The organism is Phyllobacterium pellucidum, assembly GCF_013327855.1.
Classification (GTDB): domain Bacteria; phylum Pseudomonadota; class Alphaproteobacteria; order Rhizobiales; family Rhizobiaceae; genus Phyllobacterium; species Phyllobacterium pellucidum.
In genome coordinates this window covers 877540-892700 of record NZ_JABUMX010000002.1, presented here as the reverse complement: position 1 = coordinate 892700, position 15161 = coordinate 877540, and the positions used below count along the sequence as shown (strand labels likewise).

Genomic DNA, 15161 nt, shown 5'->3' with positions numbered 1-15161 from the left:
TCAGGTTGCCATGTTCCGTTATATCGCTTCCCGAGTGCTGCTGCTGATCCCGACATTCATCGGCATCAGCTTCATTGCCTTTATCTTCATCCGCCTGCTTCCTGGTGATCCGGTCATTGCGCTTGCCGGCGAACGCGGCATGACGCCCGAGCGGCATCAACTGCTCATGGAGCAGTTCGGTTTCAACAGGCCGATCTGGGAACAATATTTCTCGTTCGTCTGGAACATATTCCACGGGGATTTTGGAACATCCATCGCCAGCAAGCGCGCAGTTCTCACCGACTTCCTGACGCTCTTTCCGGCGACGCTCGAGCTCAGCATCTGCGCGATGCTCTTTGCGACCATCATCGGAATTCCCGCCGGCATTTTTGCCGCCGTCAAGCGTGGCTCGGTGTTCGACCAGCTCAGCATGGGCATCGCCCTCGTCGGTTATTCGATGCCGATCTTCTGGTGGGGCATCCTGCTGATCATTCTTTTTGCCGGCATCCTGCATTGGACACCGGTTTCGGGCCGCATGGATCTCATCTATTTCTTCAAACCCACCACTGGTTTCATGCTGATCGACAGCCTGATTTCCGGGCCGAAGGGCGCCTTCAAATCGGCATTCTCGCATCTCGTGCTGCCGACGATCGTTCTCGGCACGATCCCGCTCGCCGTCATTGCGCGGCAGACGCGCTCGGCCATGCTCGAAGTGCTGGGCGAAGACTATGTGCGCACGGCGCGCGCCAAGGGCCTCGCACCCCGCCGGGTCATCGGCGTTCACGCCCTGCGCAATGCCATGATCCCCGTCATTACGACGATCGGTTTGCAGATGGGCCTGTTGATGGCGGGCGCGATTCTGACTGAGACGATCTTCTCCTGGCCGGGCATCGGTAAATGGATGATCGACGCAATTGCCAAGCGCGACTATGTTGTCGTGCAAGGTGGCCTCATGCTCGTCGCGCTCATCGTCATGACCGTAAATTTGATTGTCGATCTGCTCTATGCAGTCGTCAATCCGCGCATCCGCGTAAAGTGAGGAAGTCTTGACTAACGAAGTTTCCCCTCCCGTACCGCTCGCCGCGCCCAAGTCCGCGGGGCGGATGGCACGACTCTCGGAATTCTGGTTCTATTTCAGCGTCAACAAGGGCGCTGTGATCGGCTTTGGAGTCCTCGTCTTCCTCATGCTCGTCGCCATTTTCGCGCCGGTGCTCGCGCCCCACGCGCCCTACCAGCAATACCGCGAGGCGCTGCTGACGCCGCCATCCTGGCAGACCGGCGGCAATTCGATGTTCCTGCTCGGAACGGACGCGGTCGGCCGTGACCTGCTCTCGCGCCTCATCTATGGCGCACGCTTCTCGCTGTTCATCGGCCTTATCGTCGTGACGATCTCGATGGTAACCGGCGTGATTCTTGGCGTGCTCGCCGGCTATTTCCGTGGCTGGGTCGATGCGCTGATCATGCGCATCATGGATATCATTCTCGCATTCCCGCCGCTGCTCCTCGCCCTGGTGCTTGTCGCAATCCTCGGGCCTGGGCTCTTCAATGCGATGATCGCAATCGCTCTGGTCTTGCAGCCGCACTTCGCCCGCCTTACCCGCGCGGCCGTCATGAGCGAAAAGAACCGCGAATATGTGGTCGCCTCGAAGCTCGCCGGGGCAGGCCACTTGCGGCTGATGTTCAAGACCATCCTGCCGAACTGTCTCGCACCGTTGATCGTGCAGGGGACGCTATCATTCTCCAACGCCATCCTCGAAGCGGCCGCTCTCGGCTTTCTCGGCATGGGCGCCCAGCCGCCGACGCCGGAATGGGGTACGATGCTTGCTGAAGCACGTGAATTCATCCTGCGGGCCTGGTGGGTCGTCACCTTCCCCGGCCTCGCCATCCTCATCACCGTCCTTGCCATCAATCTCGTTGGCGATGGACTGCGCGATGCTCTCGATCCGAAACTGAAGAGGAGCTGAGCATGGCGCTTCTAGAAATCAAGAATCTGTCGGTCGGCTTCGATACCAGCAGCGGTCTCTTCATGGCGGTACAGGGCATCGACCTGCATGTTAATGCGCGCGAGGTGCTCGCGATCGTCGGTGAATCCGGCTCGGGCAAGTCGGTGGCCATGCTCGCGGTCATGGGGCTTCTTCCGAAGACCGCTACGGTGACCGCCGACAGCATGACCTTCGACGGACACGATCTTCTCGCGATGTCGTCCAATCAACGGCGCGAGATCGTCGGGCGCGACGTCGCCATGATCTTCCAGGAACCGGTCGCCAGCCTTAATCCATGCTTTACCGTTGGTTTCCAGCTTGAGGAAGTCTTGCGCGTCCACATGAAAATGGATGGAAAGGCGCGCCGCCAGCGTGCGATCGAACTGCTCAAGCAGGTCGGCATTCCAACGCCGGAAGAACGATTGAATTCGTTCCCGCACCAGATGTCGGGCGGCCAGTGCCAGCGCGTGATGATTGCCATCGCAATCGCCTGCAACCCCAAGCTCCTGATCGCCGACGAGCCGACGACTGCGCTTGATGTGACCATCCAGAAGCAGATTCTCGATCTGCTCGTCGGCCTGCAGGCCAAGCACGGCATGGGGCTCATCATGATCACCCACGACATGGGCGTCGTCGCGGAAACCGCCGATCGCGTCATCGTTCAATATAAGGGGCGCAAGATGGAAGAGGCGGATGTGCTGACGCTCTTCGAATCGCCCAAGAATGCCTATACGCGCGCGCTGCTTTCAGCCCTGCCGGAAAATGCCACCGGCGACCGGTTGTCGACCGTTGCGGATTTCATGAAGAACGAAGCGGCCAATGCAGGAGTGGCACCATGAGCGAGATCGTGCTCGAAGGCCGCAATATCATCCGTGACTATCACGTCGGCGGGGGCCTGTTCGGCAAGGACAAATCCGTTCGGGCCGTGAAGGGCGTCAGTTTCACGCTCGAGCGCGGCAAGACACTCGCGATTGTGGGCGAGAGCGGTTGCGGCAAGTCAACGCTCGGGCGCATCCTGACGCTGATCGATCCGCAGACGTCGGGCGAACTTCTGATCGAAGGCAAGCCGATCAATATCGCCAAGGATACCGTGACGCCCGAACTGCGCCGCAAGGTGCAGATCATTTTCCAGAACCCCTATGGCTCGCTCAATCCGCGCCAGAAGATCGGTGAGGTGCTGGGCGAACCGCTGCTCCTCAACACGAAGAAGACGGCGGCGGAACGTCGTGATCTTGCCATGCAGATGCTGATCAAGGTCGGTCTTGGCCCCGAGCACTATAACCGCTATCCGCACATGTTTTCCGGCGGACAGCGCCAGCGCATTGCCATCGCCCGCGCGCTGATGCTGAGCCCGAGCCTGCTTGTCCTCGATGAGCCCGTCTCCGCGCTCGACCTTTCTGTGCAGGCGCAGGTGCTCAATCTCCTCGCCGACCTGCAGGACGAGTTCAACCTCACCTACGTCTTCATCAGCCATGACCTTTCGGTGGTGCGCTACATCGCCGACGAGGTGATGGTGATGTATTACGGCGAGGTCGTCGAGTACGGTACGCGCGACGAGGTTTTCGCCAACCCGCAGCACAGCTATACGAAGACGCTGTTTGCGGCGACGCCGAAGGCCGATGTCGAAAGCATTCGCGCCCGTATCGAGAAGAAGAAAGCGGCCGCCTGATCTCCCGCGTATGGGCCGTCATTGCGGAAAACGCGCGTGACCGCTTGCATTCGATGCCTGCTTCATGGTGACTTAACAACGCATATGAAGCAGGGAGCGATACGCATGGCCGGCAAACAGCCAATTTCCACGGCGCCCAAGGACGGAAGCAAGGTCACGGTCTTCTGGACCGACGAAGATGGCCAGGAAAACGAATCGATCGGCCAGTATCGCTCGCTCGAGCGACTGAAGGCGACGGGGGGACAGTGGGACGAGACCGATGCCGGTTGGTGGATCTTTACTGATTCCAACACGCAAAAAAAGGTCTCGCCGCAATCCTGGCAGCCAGCCGGCAAATCCCGCGATGACGAGGATCAATCCGAGGCCGAGTAAAGGCTAGTGCTTCTGGTGTCGTAGCAGCCCGCGGACGATGTCGTCGGCCGAAATCATACCGAGTATGGTGCCCTTGTCGACGACGCCGACGTCGCCGCTGTTCTTGGCGACAGCCTGCATTATTTCACGTACCGGGGTTTCCGGACGCGCCGTTGCGGCAAAAGGCCGGCTGGCCGGCCGGGTCCGGTCGAGCGGCACCATAATATCCGCCGCCGTCAGCACCCCAAGCGGGTTCATGTTGGCGACGAAATCCGCCACATAGTCATCTGCCGGGTTGAGCAGGATGTCCTGCGCCGTGCCGCACTGGATGATGCGGCCGCCCTCCATGATGGCAATGCGATTGCCGATTTTCATCGCCTCATCAAGGTCGTGGCTGACAAAAACGATGGTCTTCTTCAGGCGCGCCTGCAGGCTCAAAAGCTCATCCTGGAGCCTCGTGCGAATCAGCGGGTCGAGCGCCGAGAAGGGTTCATCCATGAGCAGGATAGGCGCGCCGGTGGCGAGGGCACGGGCGAGGCCGACGCGCTGCTGCATGCCACCGGAAAGTTCGCCGACCTTGCGCTTTGCCCAATCCTTGAGGTTCACCAGTTCGAGCTGCTGCTGGACGGCCTTGGCCCGCTCTTCCTTGGGAACGCCGGAAAGCTCCAGGCCAAAGCCGACATTTTCCTCGACCGTGCGCCAGGGGAGCAGGCCGAATTGCTGGAATACCATTGAAACGAGATGCTTGCGCAGATCCCGCAGCGTACCCTTGTCGGCTTTGCCGACATCGATGGAACGGCCATTGTTGTGCACGACGACGGAACCGCGGGAGATCGGGTTAAGTCGGTTGATCGCCCGCAGAAGCGTGGATTTGCCGGAGCCGGATAACCCCATGAGCACGACGATTTCACCTTCCTCTATCGTGATAGAGCAATTATGCACGCCGAGCACGTGGCCGGTCTCGGCCTGGATATCCGAACGGCTCTTGCCCTTATCGGCAAGCGCGAGCGAACCGTCCGTCTTCTTGCCGAAGATAATGCAGACATTGTCGAGCGTAATCGCGGTCATTCCCCTGCCTCCTTGCCGGGACGGAAGATGCGGTCAAGCACGATGGCGACGACCACGATGACAAGCCCTGCTTCAAAGCCGAGCGCGGTATTGACCGAGTTGAGCGCGCGGACGACCGGAACGCCCAGTCCATCGGCGCCGACGAGCGCGGCAATGACGACCATCGACAACGAGAGCATGATCGTCTGGGTGAGGCCGGCCAGTATCTGCGGCATGGCATAGGGCAGTTCGATCTTCCACAGGAGTTGGCGCGACGAGGCGCCGAAGGCTTCGCCAGCCTCGATCAGATGCGTCGGCGTCGAAGAGACGCCGAGATGGGTCAGGCGAATCGGCGCTGGGAGAACGAAAATGGCGGTCGCAAGCAGACCTGGTACCATGCCGATGCCGAAGAAGACGATGGCCGGAATGAGGTAGACGAAGGTCGGCAAGGTCTGCATGAGGTCGAGGATCGGCCGGATCGCCGCATAGAATTTGGGGCGATGGGCTGCGATGATGCCGATCGGCACGCCGATGCCCATGCACAGTATGCATGATGAAAGGACGAGCGTCAGGGTCTCCATCGTCTCCTGCCAGTAGCCCTGGTTGAGGATGAAGAGGAAGCCAAGTGCAGTCAGGATAGTAACGCCAATGGAGCGGCGCAGCGCATAGGCGATCGCCGAAAAGATCGCGACCATGATGAGAGGATGCGGATATTTCAGGACGAACATGAGAGCGTCGATGAAGCCCTGCATCAGGATCGCGAGACCGTCGAAGAACCAGGCGAAATTGTTCGTCAGCCAATCGACGATTTGCTTGGCAGTCCTGCCAACCGGAATCTTGTCTTGCGTTAACCAGTCCAAGCGGAAATATCCCTCTGTCGCGAAACGAATGGATGAAAGGAGCCGTCCGGCGGATGTGCCGGGCGGCCTAGCTTCTTTTCGTTGTTACAGCCGTTCCCCCGTCGGGATCGCCTGTTAGAGTCCCAGAGCCGACTTGACGGCGGGCAGACCTTCCTTGCCGTCGACGGTGGTAACGCCAGCCAGCCAGGTATCGAGAACGGTGGGATTGGCCTTGAGCCATTCCGATGCAGCCTTGGGTGCATCCTCGCCATCGTCGAGGATTTTGCCCATGATCTGGTTTTCCATCTCAAGATTGAATTTGAGATTGGTCAGCAGCTTGCCAACATTCGGGCATTCGGTCGTATAGCCCGCGCGGACGTTGGTGTGGACCACGGCGCCGCCAAAGTCCGGGCCGAACACGTCATCGCCGCCGGAAAGATAGGCGAGCTTGAAGTTCGTATTCATGGGATGCGGTTCCCAGCCAAGGAAGACGATCGGCTTCTTGCCCTTCGTGTCCTTGGCAACCTGCGCCAGCATGCCTTGCTCGGACGATTCCGCGAGCTCGAAATCCTTCAATCCGAACTGGTCCTTGGAGATCATCCCGAGGATGAGGCGATTGCCGTCATTGCCGGGTTCGATGCCGTAGATCTTGCCGCCCAGCTTGTCCTTGAACTTGGCGATGTCCTTGAAATCCTTGAGACCCTCGTCATAGAGATATTGCGGCACGGCGAGGGTATATTTCGCGCCGGTGAGATTCGGGCCCAGATCCTCGACGGTCTTGTTTTCTAGGTATGGCTTGATGTCGGCAGCCATTGTCGGCATCCAGTTGCCGAGGAAGACGTCCATGTCCTTCTTGCCGAGCGAGGCGTAAGTGACAGGAACGGAAAGAACCTTCGTGTCCGTGGAATAACCAAGCGCCTTGAGCACTTCGCTCGTCGCTGCGGTGGTTGCGGTAATGTCGGTCCAGCCGACGTCGGCGAAACGAACGGCCTTGCAGGAATCGGGCTCGGCGGCAAACGCGGTGCCAGCAGACAAAACAAGAGCCAGCGAAACGGTGAGTTTGGATAGTACGTTCATTGGTAGTTCTCCCTCTCCGGGTTTCTCCCGGTTGATACTTGCAAGAACCAAGCACCAAATCGGCAGCCATTCAAGCATAGGCGCGCATAAATCCGGTCAAATCGCGACAGTTGTTAAAAATCCGACAAAAGTTGCGGACAAGCTTGTGTGAGGGGTGCATGCCACCGCTCATTCCGGTTAAAGCAGGTCATGGCAAAACTCTATTTCAGCTATTCGGCAATGAATGCCGGCAAATCGACGCTGCTGCTGCAGGCTTCCTATAATTATCAAGAGCGTGGCATGCGCACGATGCTGTTTACCGCCGCGCACTATGCCGAAAACGGCATTGGAAAAATAACGTCGCGCCTCGGCGTCAGCGCCGCTGCAGAGCTTTATCGCGAAAACGACAGGTTGTTCGAACGAATTGCCGTCGCGCACAAGGTTAGTGCCATCAGCTGCGTATTTGTCGATGAAGCGCAATTCCTGACAAAGGATCAGGTATGGCAGCTCGCGCGCGTTGCCGACCGGCTCAACATTCCGGTCATGTGCTTCGGGCTTCGCACGGATTTTCAGGGCAAGCTGTTTCCGGGTTCGTCGGAACTCCTCGCCATCGCCGACAGCCTGCGTGAAATCCGCACCATCTGCCATTGCGGCGCCAAGGCGACGATGGTCGTCCGGCGCGATCCCGAGGGTCATGCATTGACCGAAGGCGACCAGGTGGCGATCGAGAAATCCCTTTATGTTTCGCTGTGCCGCAAGCATTGGGAGGAAGAGACGGGGCGCGTATCGCCGGGCGATTTCAAGGCTCTTTAAGTGTTCAATGGCCAGTATCGGCAAGGCAAGGTATGGTCGCACATTCAACAAGCGCGGCAGGCGCAATAACGGAGGGCACTTATGAAAATCAGCGCACGCAACCGTCTGAAAGGCAAGGTCGTAGAGGTCACCAAGGGCGCTACGACCGCCCATGTCCGCATCGACGTTGGTGGATCGGTCGTCACGGCTTCGATCACCAATGAGGCTGTCGATGAACTCGGCCTCAAGGTCGGCGACAATGCCTATGCAGTGGTCAAGGCCTCCGACGTGATGGTCGCAATCGACTAGAATTCTCTACCGCTTCTGACAATAGGGTGCCGTCGCGGCCGGATCGGTTTCGAAATCGCCGGGCTGTGGCGGTGCAATCGGCTTGAACAGCGTCCTGTCCGGCTTGATATCGAGAAGCGGCGTGCCGTCGAGGCAATCGAGCCCGCGCACTGACAGGATTGACCCGTTAACAGCTTCGAGCTTGACGATGGCCGTGCCGATAGGATTCGGCCGGACTGGCGAGCGCAATGAGAATGTGCCGTGAACCACGCCATTATTGCCAGGGCTTTGCAAGACGAGATCGCGGCGCGACCGGTCGAGCCAGTAGAGGATTTCGAGCCGCTCGAACGCTGCAACACCTTCAAGTCCGGCCGCCCAGGGCTCGAACACTTCGATAGTGCAGAGCGGCCCATCGTGGCGGCCCTGACGTGGACATGTAAGGCGAGAAGTCCACGGCGTTGAGATCCGGCCGATGAAAGCGAGGGCGGCATCAGCCGGCTCGGGCGCTCTGACCGCTACTTCATTGGCGCGAATTTCATTCTCCCGTACCATTTTTCGCTCCTAGGGCTTATCCTGCAATAATCGGTCAAATTGCGCGTCACTTAGATCGACCTGATAGAAGGCCTTGTAAAACGCTTTCGCTTCCTTGCGCAGGTCGGTCGGGAATACATCGGGATAGAGCAATTGTTCCAGCCAGATTATGCCCATCAGGCGGTTTACGCCGGGCGGCCCGTCGAACCAGCCGAAGGGCAGTGCCGGCTGGACGAAGACACGGCCGCCTTTTACCGCATTGATGCCGCTCCAGGCAGGGTTGGATCGCGCCATGGCAGCGAACTTCGGGTCCGATGCAATGATAATGTCGGGATTCCATTTGGCGACCTCTTCCGGCGTCACTTTCGTCAACCCGCCTTGCCCCTTTTCGGCGGCAACATTGACCGCGCCGAGGGCGTCGAGCAACTCGAGATTGATGGAACGGGCGAGCCCGGTCTGCATTCCATCGGCGCCCCGCCCGTAATAGACCCGGGGACGGTGGTCGGCGGGAATCTTGGCGAGACCGGCGTTAACCTTGTCCAGCGTCATCCTGGCGTATCGCGCAAGTTCCGTGCCGCGTTCAGGTTCTCCGACGACCTTCCCCAACGTCTCGAAAACCTCGGGCGTCTTTGCGAGGCTTCCATCGAGGAGTATATAGGGCACGCCGGTCTCGTTCTGGCTACGCGATGCGAGAGCTGCATATTCCTCGCTGACATCGCCCACATCGATAATCAAATCCAGCTTGGCCTTCGTCACGATGTCGGCGCGGATCGCATTCCCCTTGCCCGTCAGCCGCCCCAGTTCTGGCAATTTCGAGGCATCCGGGAGAAGGAGCTTGCCCTCCGCGGACGAGGGGGCGTGCACCCAGCCTGCGAGCTTCTGCGGGGCCAGCACATATAGGAGAACCGAGGCGGGCGGGCCTGCCGCCATGATGCGTTCGACGCGCGCCGGAAGTTCGACGGTTCGACCCGCTGCGTCGGTGAAGGTTTCTGCCCGTGCCGCAAGCGCGAAGCTCAGGAAAAGCAATGTCAAAAACGCTATCCGTTGCATGCGCCAATCCTCCATTCACCGAGCAATATGTTTCAAGAAATATAACACTGGCTATATGATGCCCACCGATATATGCAGAAAAATATCTCGAACGCCTGAACTGGAGGGTTAAATGGGCATTCAACGTCGGCAATGGTTGAAATTGGCAGCGGCCGCATGTGCGGCGGCGTGGCTTGGCATAGCAGGGCCGGTTGCAACGGCACAGGCGCAGGAGAAGGTCACGGTTTTTGCTGCGGCAAGCCTGAAGAACGCCCTTGACGATATCGCCGCCGCCTGGACGAAAGAGTCCGGCAAGGAAACGGCGATTTCCTATGCGGCGAGTTCGGCGCTCGCCAAGCAGATCGAATCCGGTGCGCCGGCCGATATCTTCGTTTCGGCCGATCTCGACTGGATGGATTATGTCGCCAAGAAGAACCTGATCAAGGCGGATACGCGCAAGAACCTTCTGGGCAACCGCATCGTCCTCGTCGCTGGCAAGGACAAGGCGGAACCCGTTGAAATCAAGAAAGGCTTTGATCTTGCAAAGCTTCTTGGCGATGGCCGCCTTGCAATGGGGGCGGTCGATTCCGTCCCGGCTGGCAAATACGGCAAGGAGGCGCTTGAGTCGCTTGGCGTGTGGTCGTCGGTTGAAAAGAAGATTGCCGGCGCGGAAAGCGTGCGTGCCGCGCTCCTGCTCGTATCGCGCGGCGAGGCGCCTTACGGCATCGTCTACCAGACCGATGCAGCCGCCGACAAGGAAGTGAAGATTGTGGGCACGTTCCCCGAGGACAGCCATAAGCCGATCATCTACCCGATCGCCCTCCTCGCTGAAAGCAAGAACCCGGATGCTGCCTCGCTGCTGGACTACATCAAATCTGACAAGGCAACGCCATTCTTTGAAAAGCAAGGATTTACCGTATTGAAGTAACATCCTCGGACTTTCCAGACCTTGCGTTCGGATAGTCCTGCAATTTGAACGGGCGAGGGGCATGCATTGGACTGGTTTGCATTAAGCAATGAAGAGTGGACGGCGGTCCATCTTACGCTGCGAATTGCTTCAGTTGCGATGCTTGCCAGCCTCATTCCCGGCATCTTCGTCGGCATCCTGCTCGCCCGCGGAAAATTCTGGGGCAAATCGATCCTCAACGGCCTCGTCCATCTGCCGCTCATCCTGCCGCCGGTCGTTACCGGCTTCATTCTCCTGATCTTGTTCGGCAGGCGTGGCCCGATCGGCGCATTCCTGGCCGAATACCTCGGCATCGTTCTTTCCTTTCGCTGGACTGGCGCCGCGCTTGCCTGCGGCGTGATGGGGTTTCCCTTGATGGTGCGCAGCATCCGCCTGTCAGTCGAGGCGGTTGACCGCCGCCTCGAGGATGCCGCGGCCACCCTCGGCGCAAGCCCGGCCTGGGTGTTCCTCACCGTAACGCTGCCGCTGATCCTGCCGGGAATTATTGCCGGCATGATCCTTTCCTTTGCCAAGGCGATGGGCGAGTTCGGCGCGACGATAACCTTCGTTTCCAATATCCCCGGCGAAACGCAGACGCTTTCTGCGGCGATCTATACGTTCACACAGGTGCCGGGCGGCGACGCCGCCGCATTCCGCCTGACGATGATCTCCGTCGTCATATCCATGGCCGCGCTGATGGCATCGGAATTCATGGCATATCTCGTCGGACGCCGGGTGGAATTCGAATGAGGCTGCAGTTTGAGGCGAAGCAACGGCTTGGCACCTTCGATCTCGACGTGGCGTTCGTTTCGGAAAGCGGCGTCACTGCCCTGTTCGGACGCTCGGGGTCAGGCAAGACCTCGGTGATCCGCATCATTGCGGGCTTGGCGCGTCCCACCGAGGGCAGGATCGTTTTCGATGGCGATGTTCTGCTCGATACGCAACGTGGCATCTTCGTGCCGAAGCACAAGCGCCGCTTCGCGACGGTGTTCCAGGAAGGGAGGCTGTTTCCGCACCTTTCGGTGCTGCAGAACCTCAATTACGGACGCTGGTTCACGCCGAAGCAGGATCGAGCGGACAATCTTGCGAAGATCGTCGACCTCCTTGGCATTGGCGGACTTCTCGACCGTCGGCCCGGAAAGCTGTCGGGCGGTGAAAAGCAGCGCGTCGCCGTCGGCAGGGCGCTTTTGTCGTCGCCGCGCCTGCTCTTGATGGATGAGCCGCTTGCCGCGCTGGACGACACCCGCAAAGCCGAGATCCTGCCCTATCTCGAAGCGCTGCGTGACGAGATGAATATCCCGATCATCTATGTCAGCCATTCGGTCGCGGAAGTGGCGCGGCTTGCCGACAGGGTGATCGCGCTGAGCGAGGGCAAGGTCGCCATGGCGGGCGCCGCGACAGACATTCTCAACGCAACCTCCGTCTCGGTCGCAGCCTCAAAGCGCGAAGCCGGCGCGGTTGTCGAGGGCAGGGTTATAACGTACGACGCTGTTCACCGGCTTGCCACCATCGGGTTCAATTCTTCCCGCCTCTATGTTTCGGGTACGGAGATTGCCGAAGGCCGATCTGTCCGCGTTCATATCCTCGCCAAGGATGTCATGCTGTCGACCATGCGGCCGGAGCATCTGAGTGCGCTGAACATCATCGAGGGGACCGTCGAAGCGATCAGCCTCGATGCAGCCGGCTCCGCTGACATCCGCATTGAATGCGATGGTGCGCCGATCCTCGCGCGCATCACGCAGCTATCCTGCGAGAGGCTCGGTTTGAAGCTGGGGCTTCCCGTCTACGCCATCATCAAGACAGTGGCGCTGGAGCCCTACTGATCGTCCGGCGGCGTCGTCGTCTTGCTGCGGTTGGCGTCCAGCCAATCGATGTCCTCGGCAATTGCCGCAGCGATTTTCGCCTCCATGGCATGGAAATGCTTGAGAAGCTCTTCGCCGAAGGCGGTGACGACCGCGCCGCCGCCTTGCTTGCCGCCTCGCTGCGAATCGACAACCGGCGCCGCGAACATTTTGTTCATTTCGCTGACCAGCAGCCAGGCCCGCCTGTAGGACATATCCATCGACCGGCCAGCAGCCGAGATCGAACCAGTGGCGGCAATGCGCTCGAGCAATTGCATCTTCCCGCGACCGAGCCGGTCCTTATTCGGAAAGTCGATGCGGAACACCGTTTTCAGCGTCGTTTTGGAAGTCGAACCCATTTGATTGCTACCGCGCCCATGCCGCTATGCCCGCCGTTCTATAGCAAGGCGCATGGCCAGAACACCAGTGTGATAGATTACTTGTGCGTCGTCGTACATTGGTAGGGTTTTATTCACAGTGTGGCGTGTCTATATTCGCTGCTCGAGGCGGAAATTATTATTGGGAAACAAAGGAAATATTCTAATGGCGAGTTTGCAGAATTTCGATGCTGAAATCGAAAAGACGCGGTCCATGGTCAACGACATGCGGACCAAGATCGACCAGTCGAGCGTCGTTCTCGACAAGTTCGCCAAGGCAGATGAAAAGATCGGCGCATCCGACTTCGATATCGAGAATGCCCGCATCGATGATGTGCTGCGGCAGCAGAAGGTGATGGAAGGCAATATCGCTGAACTCATCATTGGTCTTGAGGATGCCACCAACGTCTTCGGCTCCGAATTCGAGAGCATGAAGGGCTATTCCGGCTGGGAAAAATTCATCGGCGTATTCTCCAAACAGAAGATGCAGCGCATGCGTTCCGACCGCGTCCGCAATATGTCGCTTGCTGGCAACCTGCAGGAGCTTCTTTCCAAGTCCGATCGCATCGTCGGTATCCTGAAGGAGCAGAAGGGTGTGCTCGACCAGCGTTACAAGACGTCGGAGACAAGCCTCGCCTCCGTCATCGAACGGCGCAAGACGACGATCGCAAATCTCGAAGCCACGCAGAAGCGAATCGAGGAACTGAACCCGCAACTGCTCGACATCGAAAACCGCATCGCGGCGTCAACGGATCAGGGCGCACGGGCCGCGCTCGAAGGCGAGCGCTCAAAGCTTGCGACCGAGTACAATGAGCGTCAGGCGAAGGAGCAGGAACTGCTCGCCGAAAGCCAGACCCTGGAGCGCTATACCTCAATGTTCCAGACCTTCGTCGATTCGCTCAACAATCAGATCGCCGCGCAAAGCACACTCATCAACAAGTTGTCGATCGATACCGAACAGCGCATCGTCCTTTACAAGGCGCTCGAGGACTCATTGAAGACGGCGGCACAGCAGGATGTTGCGCACAAGATCAATACACTCGGCAGCAAGGTCGACACGGCGGCCGAAGAGACGATGGCCGGTGTGGGGGCCGCTGCACAAAAGCACATTGGCGACCTTCTCGAAATGCATGAAAAGAACATGGTGAGTTCGCAGGACATACAGCGGCGCAAGAAGCTCGCCGACGACGCATTCTCGCGCCGGTTCTCTGAAGTACTCAAGAAGCACAACACCGCTGACTACGTGAAGAGCTAGTCTATGGACGATAAAGCGGACATCGGGGCGGCCGAGCGCTATTTTGGCGCCATTCGCTCTGCGCTGGACGGGCTCGGCATATTCTTGAACCAGCAGGATTCCCCGCTCTACAAGCATGACCTGGTGGCCCAGACCGTCGCGCAATACCTGCAGCGGCTGAGCGCTTCGTTCGACTGCTGGCGCAACCGGCTCGGCTTTGCCGAACGGTTCCGCATATCGCGCGCAGATAGCGGGTTTCCGGTGTTTCAGAACGTTCTTGAACTTGAGAATGACAAGAAGGACGCCAAGGCAAGGCTTGCGGCAATACCACCGGCCGAGGCGCTGCGAAGTGAAATGGCCGATTTCATTCTGCGCAGTCGCGACTTTCCCCACGACCTACAGCGTTCGATGGCGGAGCGCGTTTATCTTGAGACCGTCGAAAGGGGCGAAGTTTTCTCACCCTTCCTTTTGCCGGAAACCATCCGTGTTTCCGTCAATCCGAAGACGATGCGACCGTTCTATGTCGTGCATTGGGGCGCCTTCGACGGTGCTTCAAACCTGCCGCTCGTCTATATGGCTGTGATCGAGGATTCCTCAGAGGATATGGTCGAGGCGCTGGTCGGAAAGGACGGCAAGCTCAATCCTGCTGTGAAAATTCCGCTTCCTGTCGGCGGCCTGCTTAATCCGGTCCTTGCGCGCCGCTTCGATGATTTCGCGGCCAGGAATTCCGCCTATTCGCTTTCGCCGGTGACGATTGCGACCAGCCTCGATCAGGACTTTCCTGAGCTTCACCCCAAGCAGTTGCGCCGTTTCGTGCTCGGCCCGTTTTATACGGCCGGTATTACCGAGCACAATCAGAAGGTTGCCGATGTGCTGGGCAGTGTGCGCCGCCCGGAAGACGCGTGGCTCCTCACCTGGACATTGCAGGAGGTATTTTCGGTTGCCGAGAAGCCGGGCAAACGCGGGCTCTGGTCGTCGGAACCGGCGCGCGAGGAATTCCACATCAATACCGACGATCTGGAAGCCACGCGCCAGGGCGTCAGCCATTATGAACAGCATGCGCTGGTGCCGCACGAAGCATATCAGGCGCTTTATGCGTCCGGCGAAGCATCGCGCATCTTCACGGGGTTCCAGACGCATATCCTGTCCAACGGCCAGGTGATAAGCGGCATCTAGATGCCCGGATTTTGCCGGCAGGCG

General features: G+C 59.0%; 18 protein-coding genes. 12 read left to right on the top strand and 6 right to left on the bottom strand.

The window, feature by feature from the left end:
• Window positions 1–10 precede the first annotated feature (10 nt).
• From HQ945_RS12340 to HQ945_RS12320, 5 genes are all read left to right on the top strand, one after another.
• The gene (locus HQ945_RS12340) at window positions 11–1018 is read left to right on the top strand and encodes an ABC transporter permease subunit (protein ID WP_027233488.1); all 1008 of its coding nucleotides are present in this window, start codon (window positions 11–13) and stop codon (window positions 1016–1018) included.
• A gap of 64 nt (window positions 1019–1082) precedes the next feature.
• Window positions 1083–1943 (top strand): ABC transporter permease subunit, encoded by an 861-nt coding sequence (locus HQ945_RS12335; protein ID WP_051615420.1) that lies wholly within the window; start codon window positions 1083–1085, stop codon window positions 1941–1943.
• 2 nt (window positions 1944–1945) lie between these two features.
• On the top strand, window positions 1946–2800 hold the full coding sequence (locus HQ945_RS12330; RefSeq protein WP_051615418.1) for an ABC transporter ATP-binding protein: 855 nt from the start codon (window positions 1946–1948) through the stop codon (window positions 2798–2800).
• A complete protein-coding gene (locus HQ945_RS12325; RefSeq protein ID WP_027233486.1) occupies window positions 2797–3630 on the top strand; it encodes a dipeptide ABC transporter ATP-binding protein in 834 nt (277 codons plus the stop codon). The genes HQ945_RS12330 and HQ945_RS12325 overlap by 4 nt, the downstream gene beginning before the upstream one ends.
• Window positions 3631–3735: 105 nt before the next feature.
• Complete coding sequence (locus HQ945_RS12320) at window positions 3736–4002, top strand: hypothetical protein (RefSeq protein ID WP_027233485.1); 267 nt, start codon at window positions 3736–3738, stop codon at window positions 4000–4002.
• Between the two features lie 3 nt (window positions 4003–4005).
• Here the strand turns inward: HQ945_RS12320 and choV are convergent, their stop codons facing one another.
• The 3 genes from choV to HQ945_RS12305 all read right to left on the bottom strand — a co-directional run bounded on the left by choV (window position 4006) and on the right by HQ945_RS12305 (window position 6944).
• Window positions 4006–5049: a choline ABC transporter ATP-binding protein gene (gene choV, locus HQ945_RS12315; protein ID WP_174208119.1), complete on the bottom strand. Its 1044-nt coding sequence runs from the start codon at window positions 5047–5049 to the stop codon at window positions 4006–4008.
• The gene (gene choW, locus HQ945_RS12310; protein ID WP_027233483.1) at window positions 5046–5888 is read right to left on the bottom strand and encodes a choline ABC transporter permease subunit; all 843 of its coding nucleotides are present in this window, start codon (window positions 5886–5888) and stop codon (window positions 5046–5048) included. The genes choV and choW overlap by 4 nt, the downstream gene beginning before the upstream one ends.
• A gap of 114 nt (window positions 5889–6002) precedes the next feature.
• Window positions 6003–6944 (bottom strand): choline ABC transporter substrate-binding protein, encoded by a 942-nt coding sequence (locus tag HQ945_RS12305; RefSeq protein WP_113280828.1) that lies wholly within the window; start codon window positions 6942–6944, stop codon window positions 6003–6005.
• A 189-nt stretch (window positions 6945–7133) separates the two neighbouring features.
• Between HQ945_RS12305 and HQ945_RS12300 the strand changes: the two genes are divergently transcribed.
• Window positions 7134–7736, top strand: a complete 603-nt coding sequence (locus HQ945_RS12300; protein ID WP_113280827.1) for a thymidine kinase — start codon at window positions 7134–7136, stop codon at window positions 7734–7736.
• 81 nt (window positions 7737–7817) lie between these two features.
• On the top strand, window positions 7818–8024 hold the full coding sequence (locus tag HQ945_RS12295; RefSeq protein ID WP_027233480.1) for a TOBE domain-containing protein: 207 nt from the start codon (window positions 7818–7820) through the stop codon (window positions 8022–8024).
• Window positions 8025–8030: 6 nt separating this feature from the next.
• On the opposite strand, the gene tsaA is transcribed toward HQ945_RS12295, so the two are convergent.
• Together tsaA and HQ945_RS12285 are read right to left on the bottom strand one after the other, a co-directional pair.
• Window positions 8031–8555 (bottom strand): tRNA (N6-threonylcarbamoyladenosine(37)-N6)-methyltransferase TrmO, encoded by a 525-nt coding sequence (gene tsaA / locus HQ945_RS12290; protein WP_113280826.1) that lies wholly within the window; start codon window positions 8553–8555, stop codon window positions 8031–8033.
• Window positions 8556–8564: 9 nt separating this feature from the next.
• Window positions 8565–9584: an ABC transporter substrate-binding protein gene (locus HQ945_RS12285; RefSeq protein WP_113280922.1), complete on the bottom strand. Its 1020-nt coding sequence runs from the start codon at window positions 9582–9584 to the stop codon at window positions 8565–8567.
• A gap of 112 nt (window positions 9585–9696) precedes the next feature.
• On the opposite strand from HQ945_RS12285, the gene modA reads away from it, so the two are divergent.
• The 3 genes from modA to modC all read left to right on the top strand — a co-directional run bounded on the left by modA (window position 9697) and on the right by modC (window position 12332).
• On the top strand, window positions 9697–10491 hold the full coding sequence (gene modA / locus HQ945_RS12280; RefSeq protein ID WP_113280825.1) for a molybdate ABC transporter substrate-binding protein: 795 nt from the start codon (window positions 9697–9699) through the stop codon (window positions 10489–10491).
• Window positions 10492–10557: 66 nt separating this feature from the next.
• Window positions 10558–11259 carry a molybdate ABC transporter permease subunit gene (modB, locus tag HQ945_RS12275; RefSeq protein WP_091923883.1) on the top strand — a complete coding sequence of 234 codons (702 nt, stop codon included), beginning with the start codon at window positions 10558–10560 and terminating at the stop codon, window positions 11257–11259.
• A complete protein-coding gene (gene modC, locus HQ945_RS12270) occupies window positions 11256–12332 on the top strand; it encodes a molybdenum ABC transporter ATP-binding protein (RefSeq protein ID WP_113280824.1) in 1077 nt (358 codons plus the stop codon). Before modB ends, modC begins: the two co-directional genes overlap by 4 nt.
• Here the strand turns inward: modC and HQ945_RS12265 are convergent.
• A complete protein-coding gene (locus tag HQ945_RS12265; protein ID WP_091944205.1) occupies window positions 12326–12709 on the bottom strand; it encodes a winged helix-turn-helix domain-containing protein in 384 nt (127 codons plus the stop codon). The genes modC and HQ945_RS12265 overlap by 7 nt on opposite strands.
• 184 nt (window positions 12710–12893) lie before the next feature.
• Here HQ945_RS12265 and HQ945_RS12260 point away from each other — a divergent pair, with 184 nt between their 5' ends.
• Together HQ945_RS12260 and HQ945_RS12255 are read left to right on the top strand one after the other, a co-directional pair.
• On the top strand, window positions 12894–13982 hold the full coding sequence (locus tag HQ945_RS12260; RefSeq protein ID WP_113280823.1) for a coiled-coil domain-containing protein: 1089 nt from the start codon (window positions 12894–12896) through the stop codon (window positions 13980–13982).
• Window positions 13983–13985: 3 nt separating this feature from the next.
• Window positions 13986–15137, top strand: a complete 1152-nt coding sequence (locus HQ945_RS12255; protein WP_113280822.1) for a hypothetical protein — start codon at window positions 13986–13988, stop codon at window positions 15135–15137.
• Window positions 15138–15161: the final 24 nt, after the last annotated feature.

What these genes read in the sequence shown, in the direction of transcription:
- HQ945_RS12340 (WP_027233488.1), top strand. Translation starts at nt 11, where the DNA reads ATGTTCCGTTATATCGCTTCCCGAGTGCTGCTGCTGATCCCGACATTC.
- HQ945_RS12335 (WP_051615420.1), top strand. Translation starts at nt 1,083, where the DNA reads ATGGCACGACTCTCGGAATTCTGGTTCTATTTCAGCGTCAACAAGGGC.
- HQ945_RS12330 (WP_051615418.1), top strand. Translation starts at nt 1,946, where the DNA reads ATGGCGCTTCTAGAAATCAAGAATCTGTCGGTCGGCTTCGATACCAGC.
- HQ945_RS12325 (WP_027233486.1), top strand. Translation starts at nt 2,797, where the DNA reads ATGAGCGAGATCGTGCTCGAAGGCCGCAATATCATCCGTGACTATCAC.
- HQ945_RS12320 (WP_027233485.1), top strand. Translation starts at nt 3,736, where the DNA reads ATGGCCGGCAAACAGCCAATTTCCACGGCGCCCAAGGACGGAAGCAAG.
- choV (WP_174208119.1), bottom strand. Translation starts at nt 5,049, where the DNA reads ATGACCGCGATTACGCTCGACAATGTCTGCATTATCTTCGGCAAGAAG.
- HQ945_RS12305 (WP_113280828.1), bottom strand. Translation starts at nt 6,944, where the DNA reads ATGAACGTACTATCCAAACTCACCGTTTCGCTGGCTCTTGTTTTGTCT.
- HQ945_RS12300 (WP_113280827.1), top strand. Translation starts at nt 7,134, where the DNA reads ATGGCAAAACTCTATTTCAGCTATTCGGCAATGAATGCCGGCAAATCG.
- HQ945_RS12295 (WP_027233480.1), top strand. Translation starts at nt 7,818, where the DNA reads ATGAAAATCAGCGCACGCAACCGTCTGAAAGGCAAGGTCGTAGAGGTC.
- tsaA (WP_113280826.1), bottom strand. Translation starts at nt 8,555, where the DNA reads ATGGTACGGGAGAATGAAATTCGCGCCAATGAAGTAGCGGTCAGAGCG.
- HQ945_RS12285 (WP_113280922.1), bottom strand. Translation starts at nt 9,584, where the DNA reads ATGCAACGGATAGCGTTTTTGACATTGCTTTTCCTGAGCTTCGCGCTT.
- modA (WP_113280825.1), top strand. Translation starts at nt 9,697, where the DNA reads ATGGGCATTCAACGTCGGCAATGGTTGAAATTGGCAGCGGCCGCATGT.
- modC (WP_113280824.1), top strand. Translation starts at nt 11,256, where the DNA reads ATGAGGCTGCAGTTTGAGGCGAAGCAACGGCTTGGCACCTTCGATCTC.
- HQ945_RS12265 (WP_091944205.1), bottom strand. Translation starts at nt 12,709, where the DNA reads ATGGGTTCGACTTCCAAAACGACGCTGAAAACGGTGTTCCGCATCGAC.
- HQ945_RS12260 (WP_113280823.1), top strand. Translation starts at nt 12,894, where the DNA reads ATGGCGAGTTTGCAGAATTTCGATGCTGAAATCGAAAAGACGCGGTCC.
- HQ945_RS12255 (WP_113280822.1), top strand. Translation starts at nt 13,986, where the DNA reads ATGGACGATAAAGCGGACATCGGGGCGGCCGAGCGCTATTTTGGCGCC.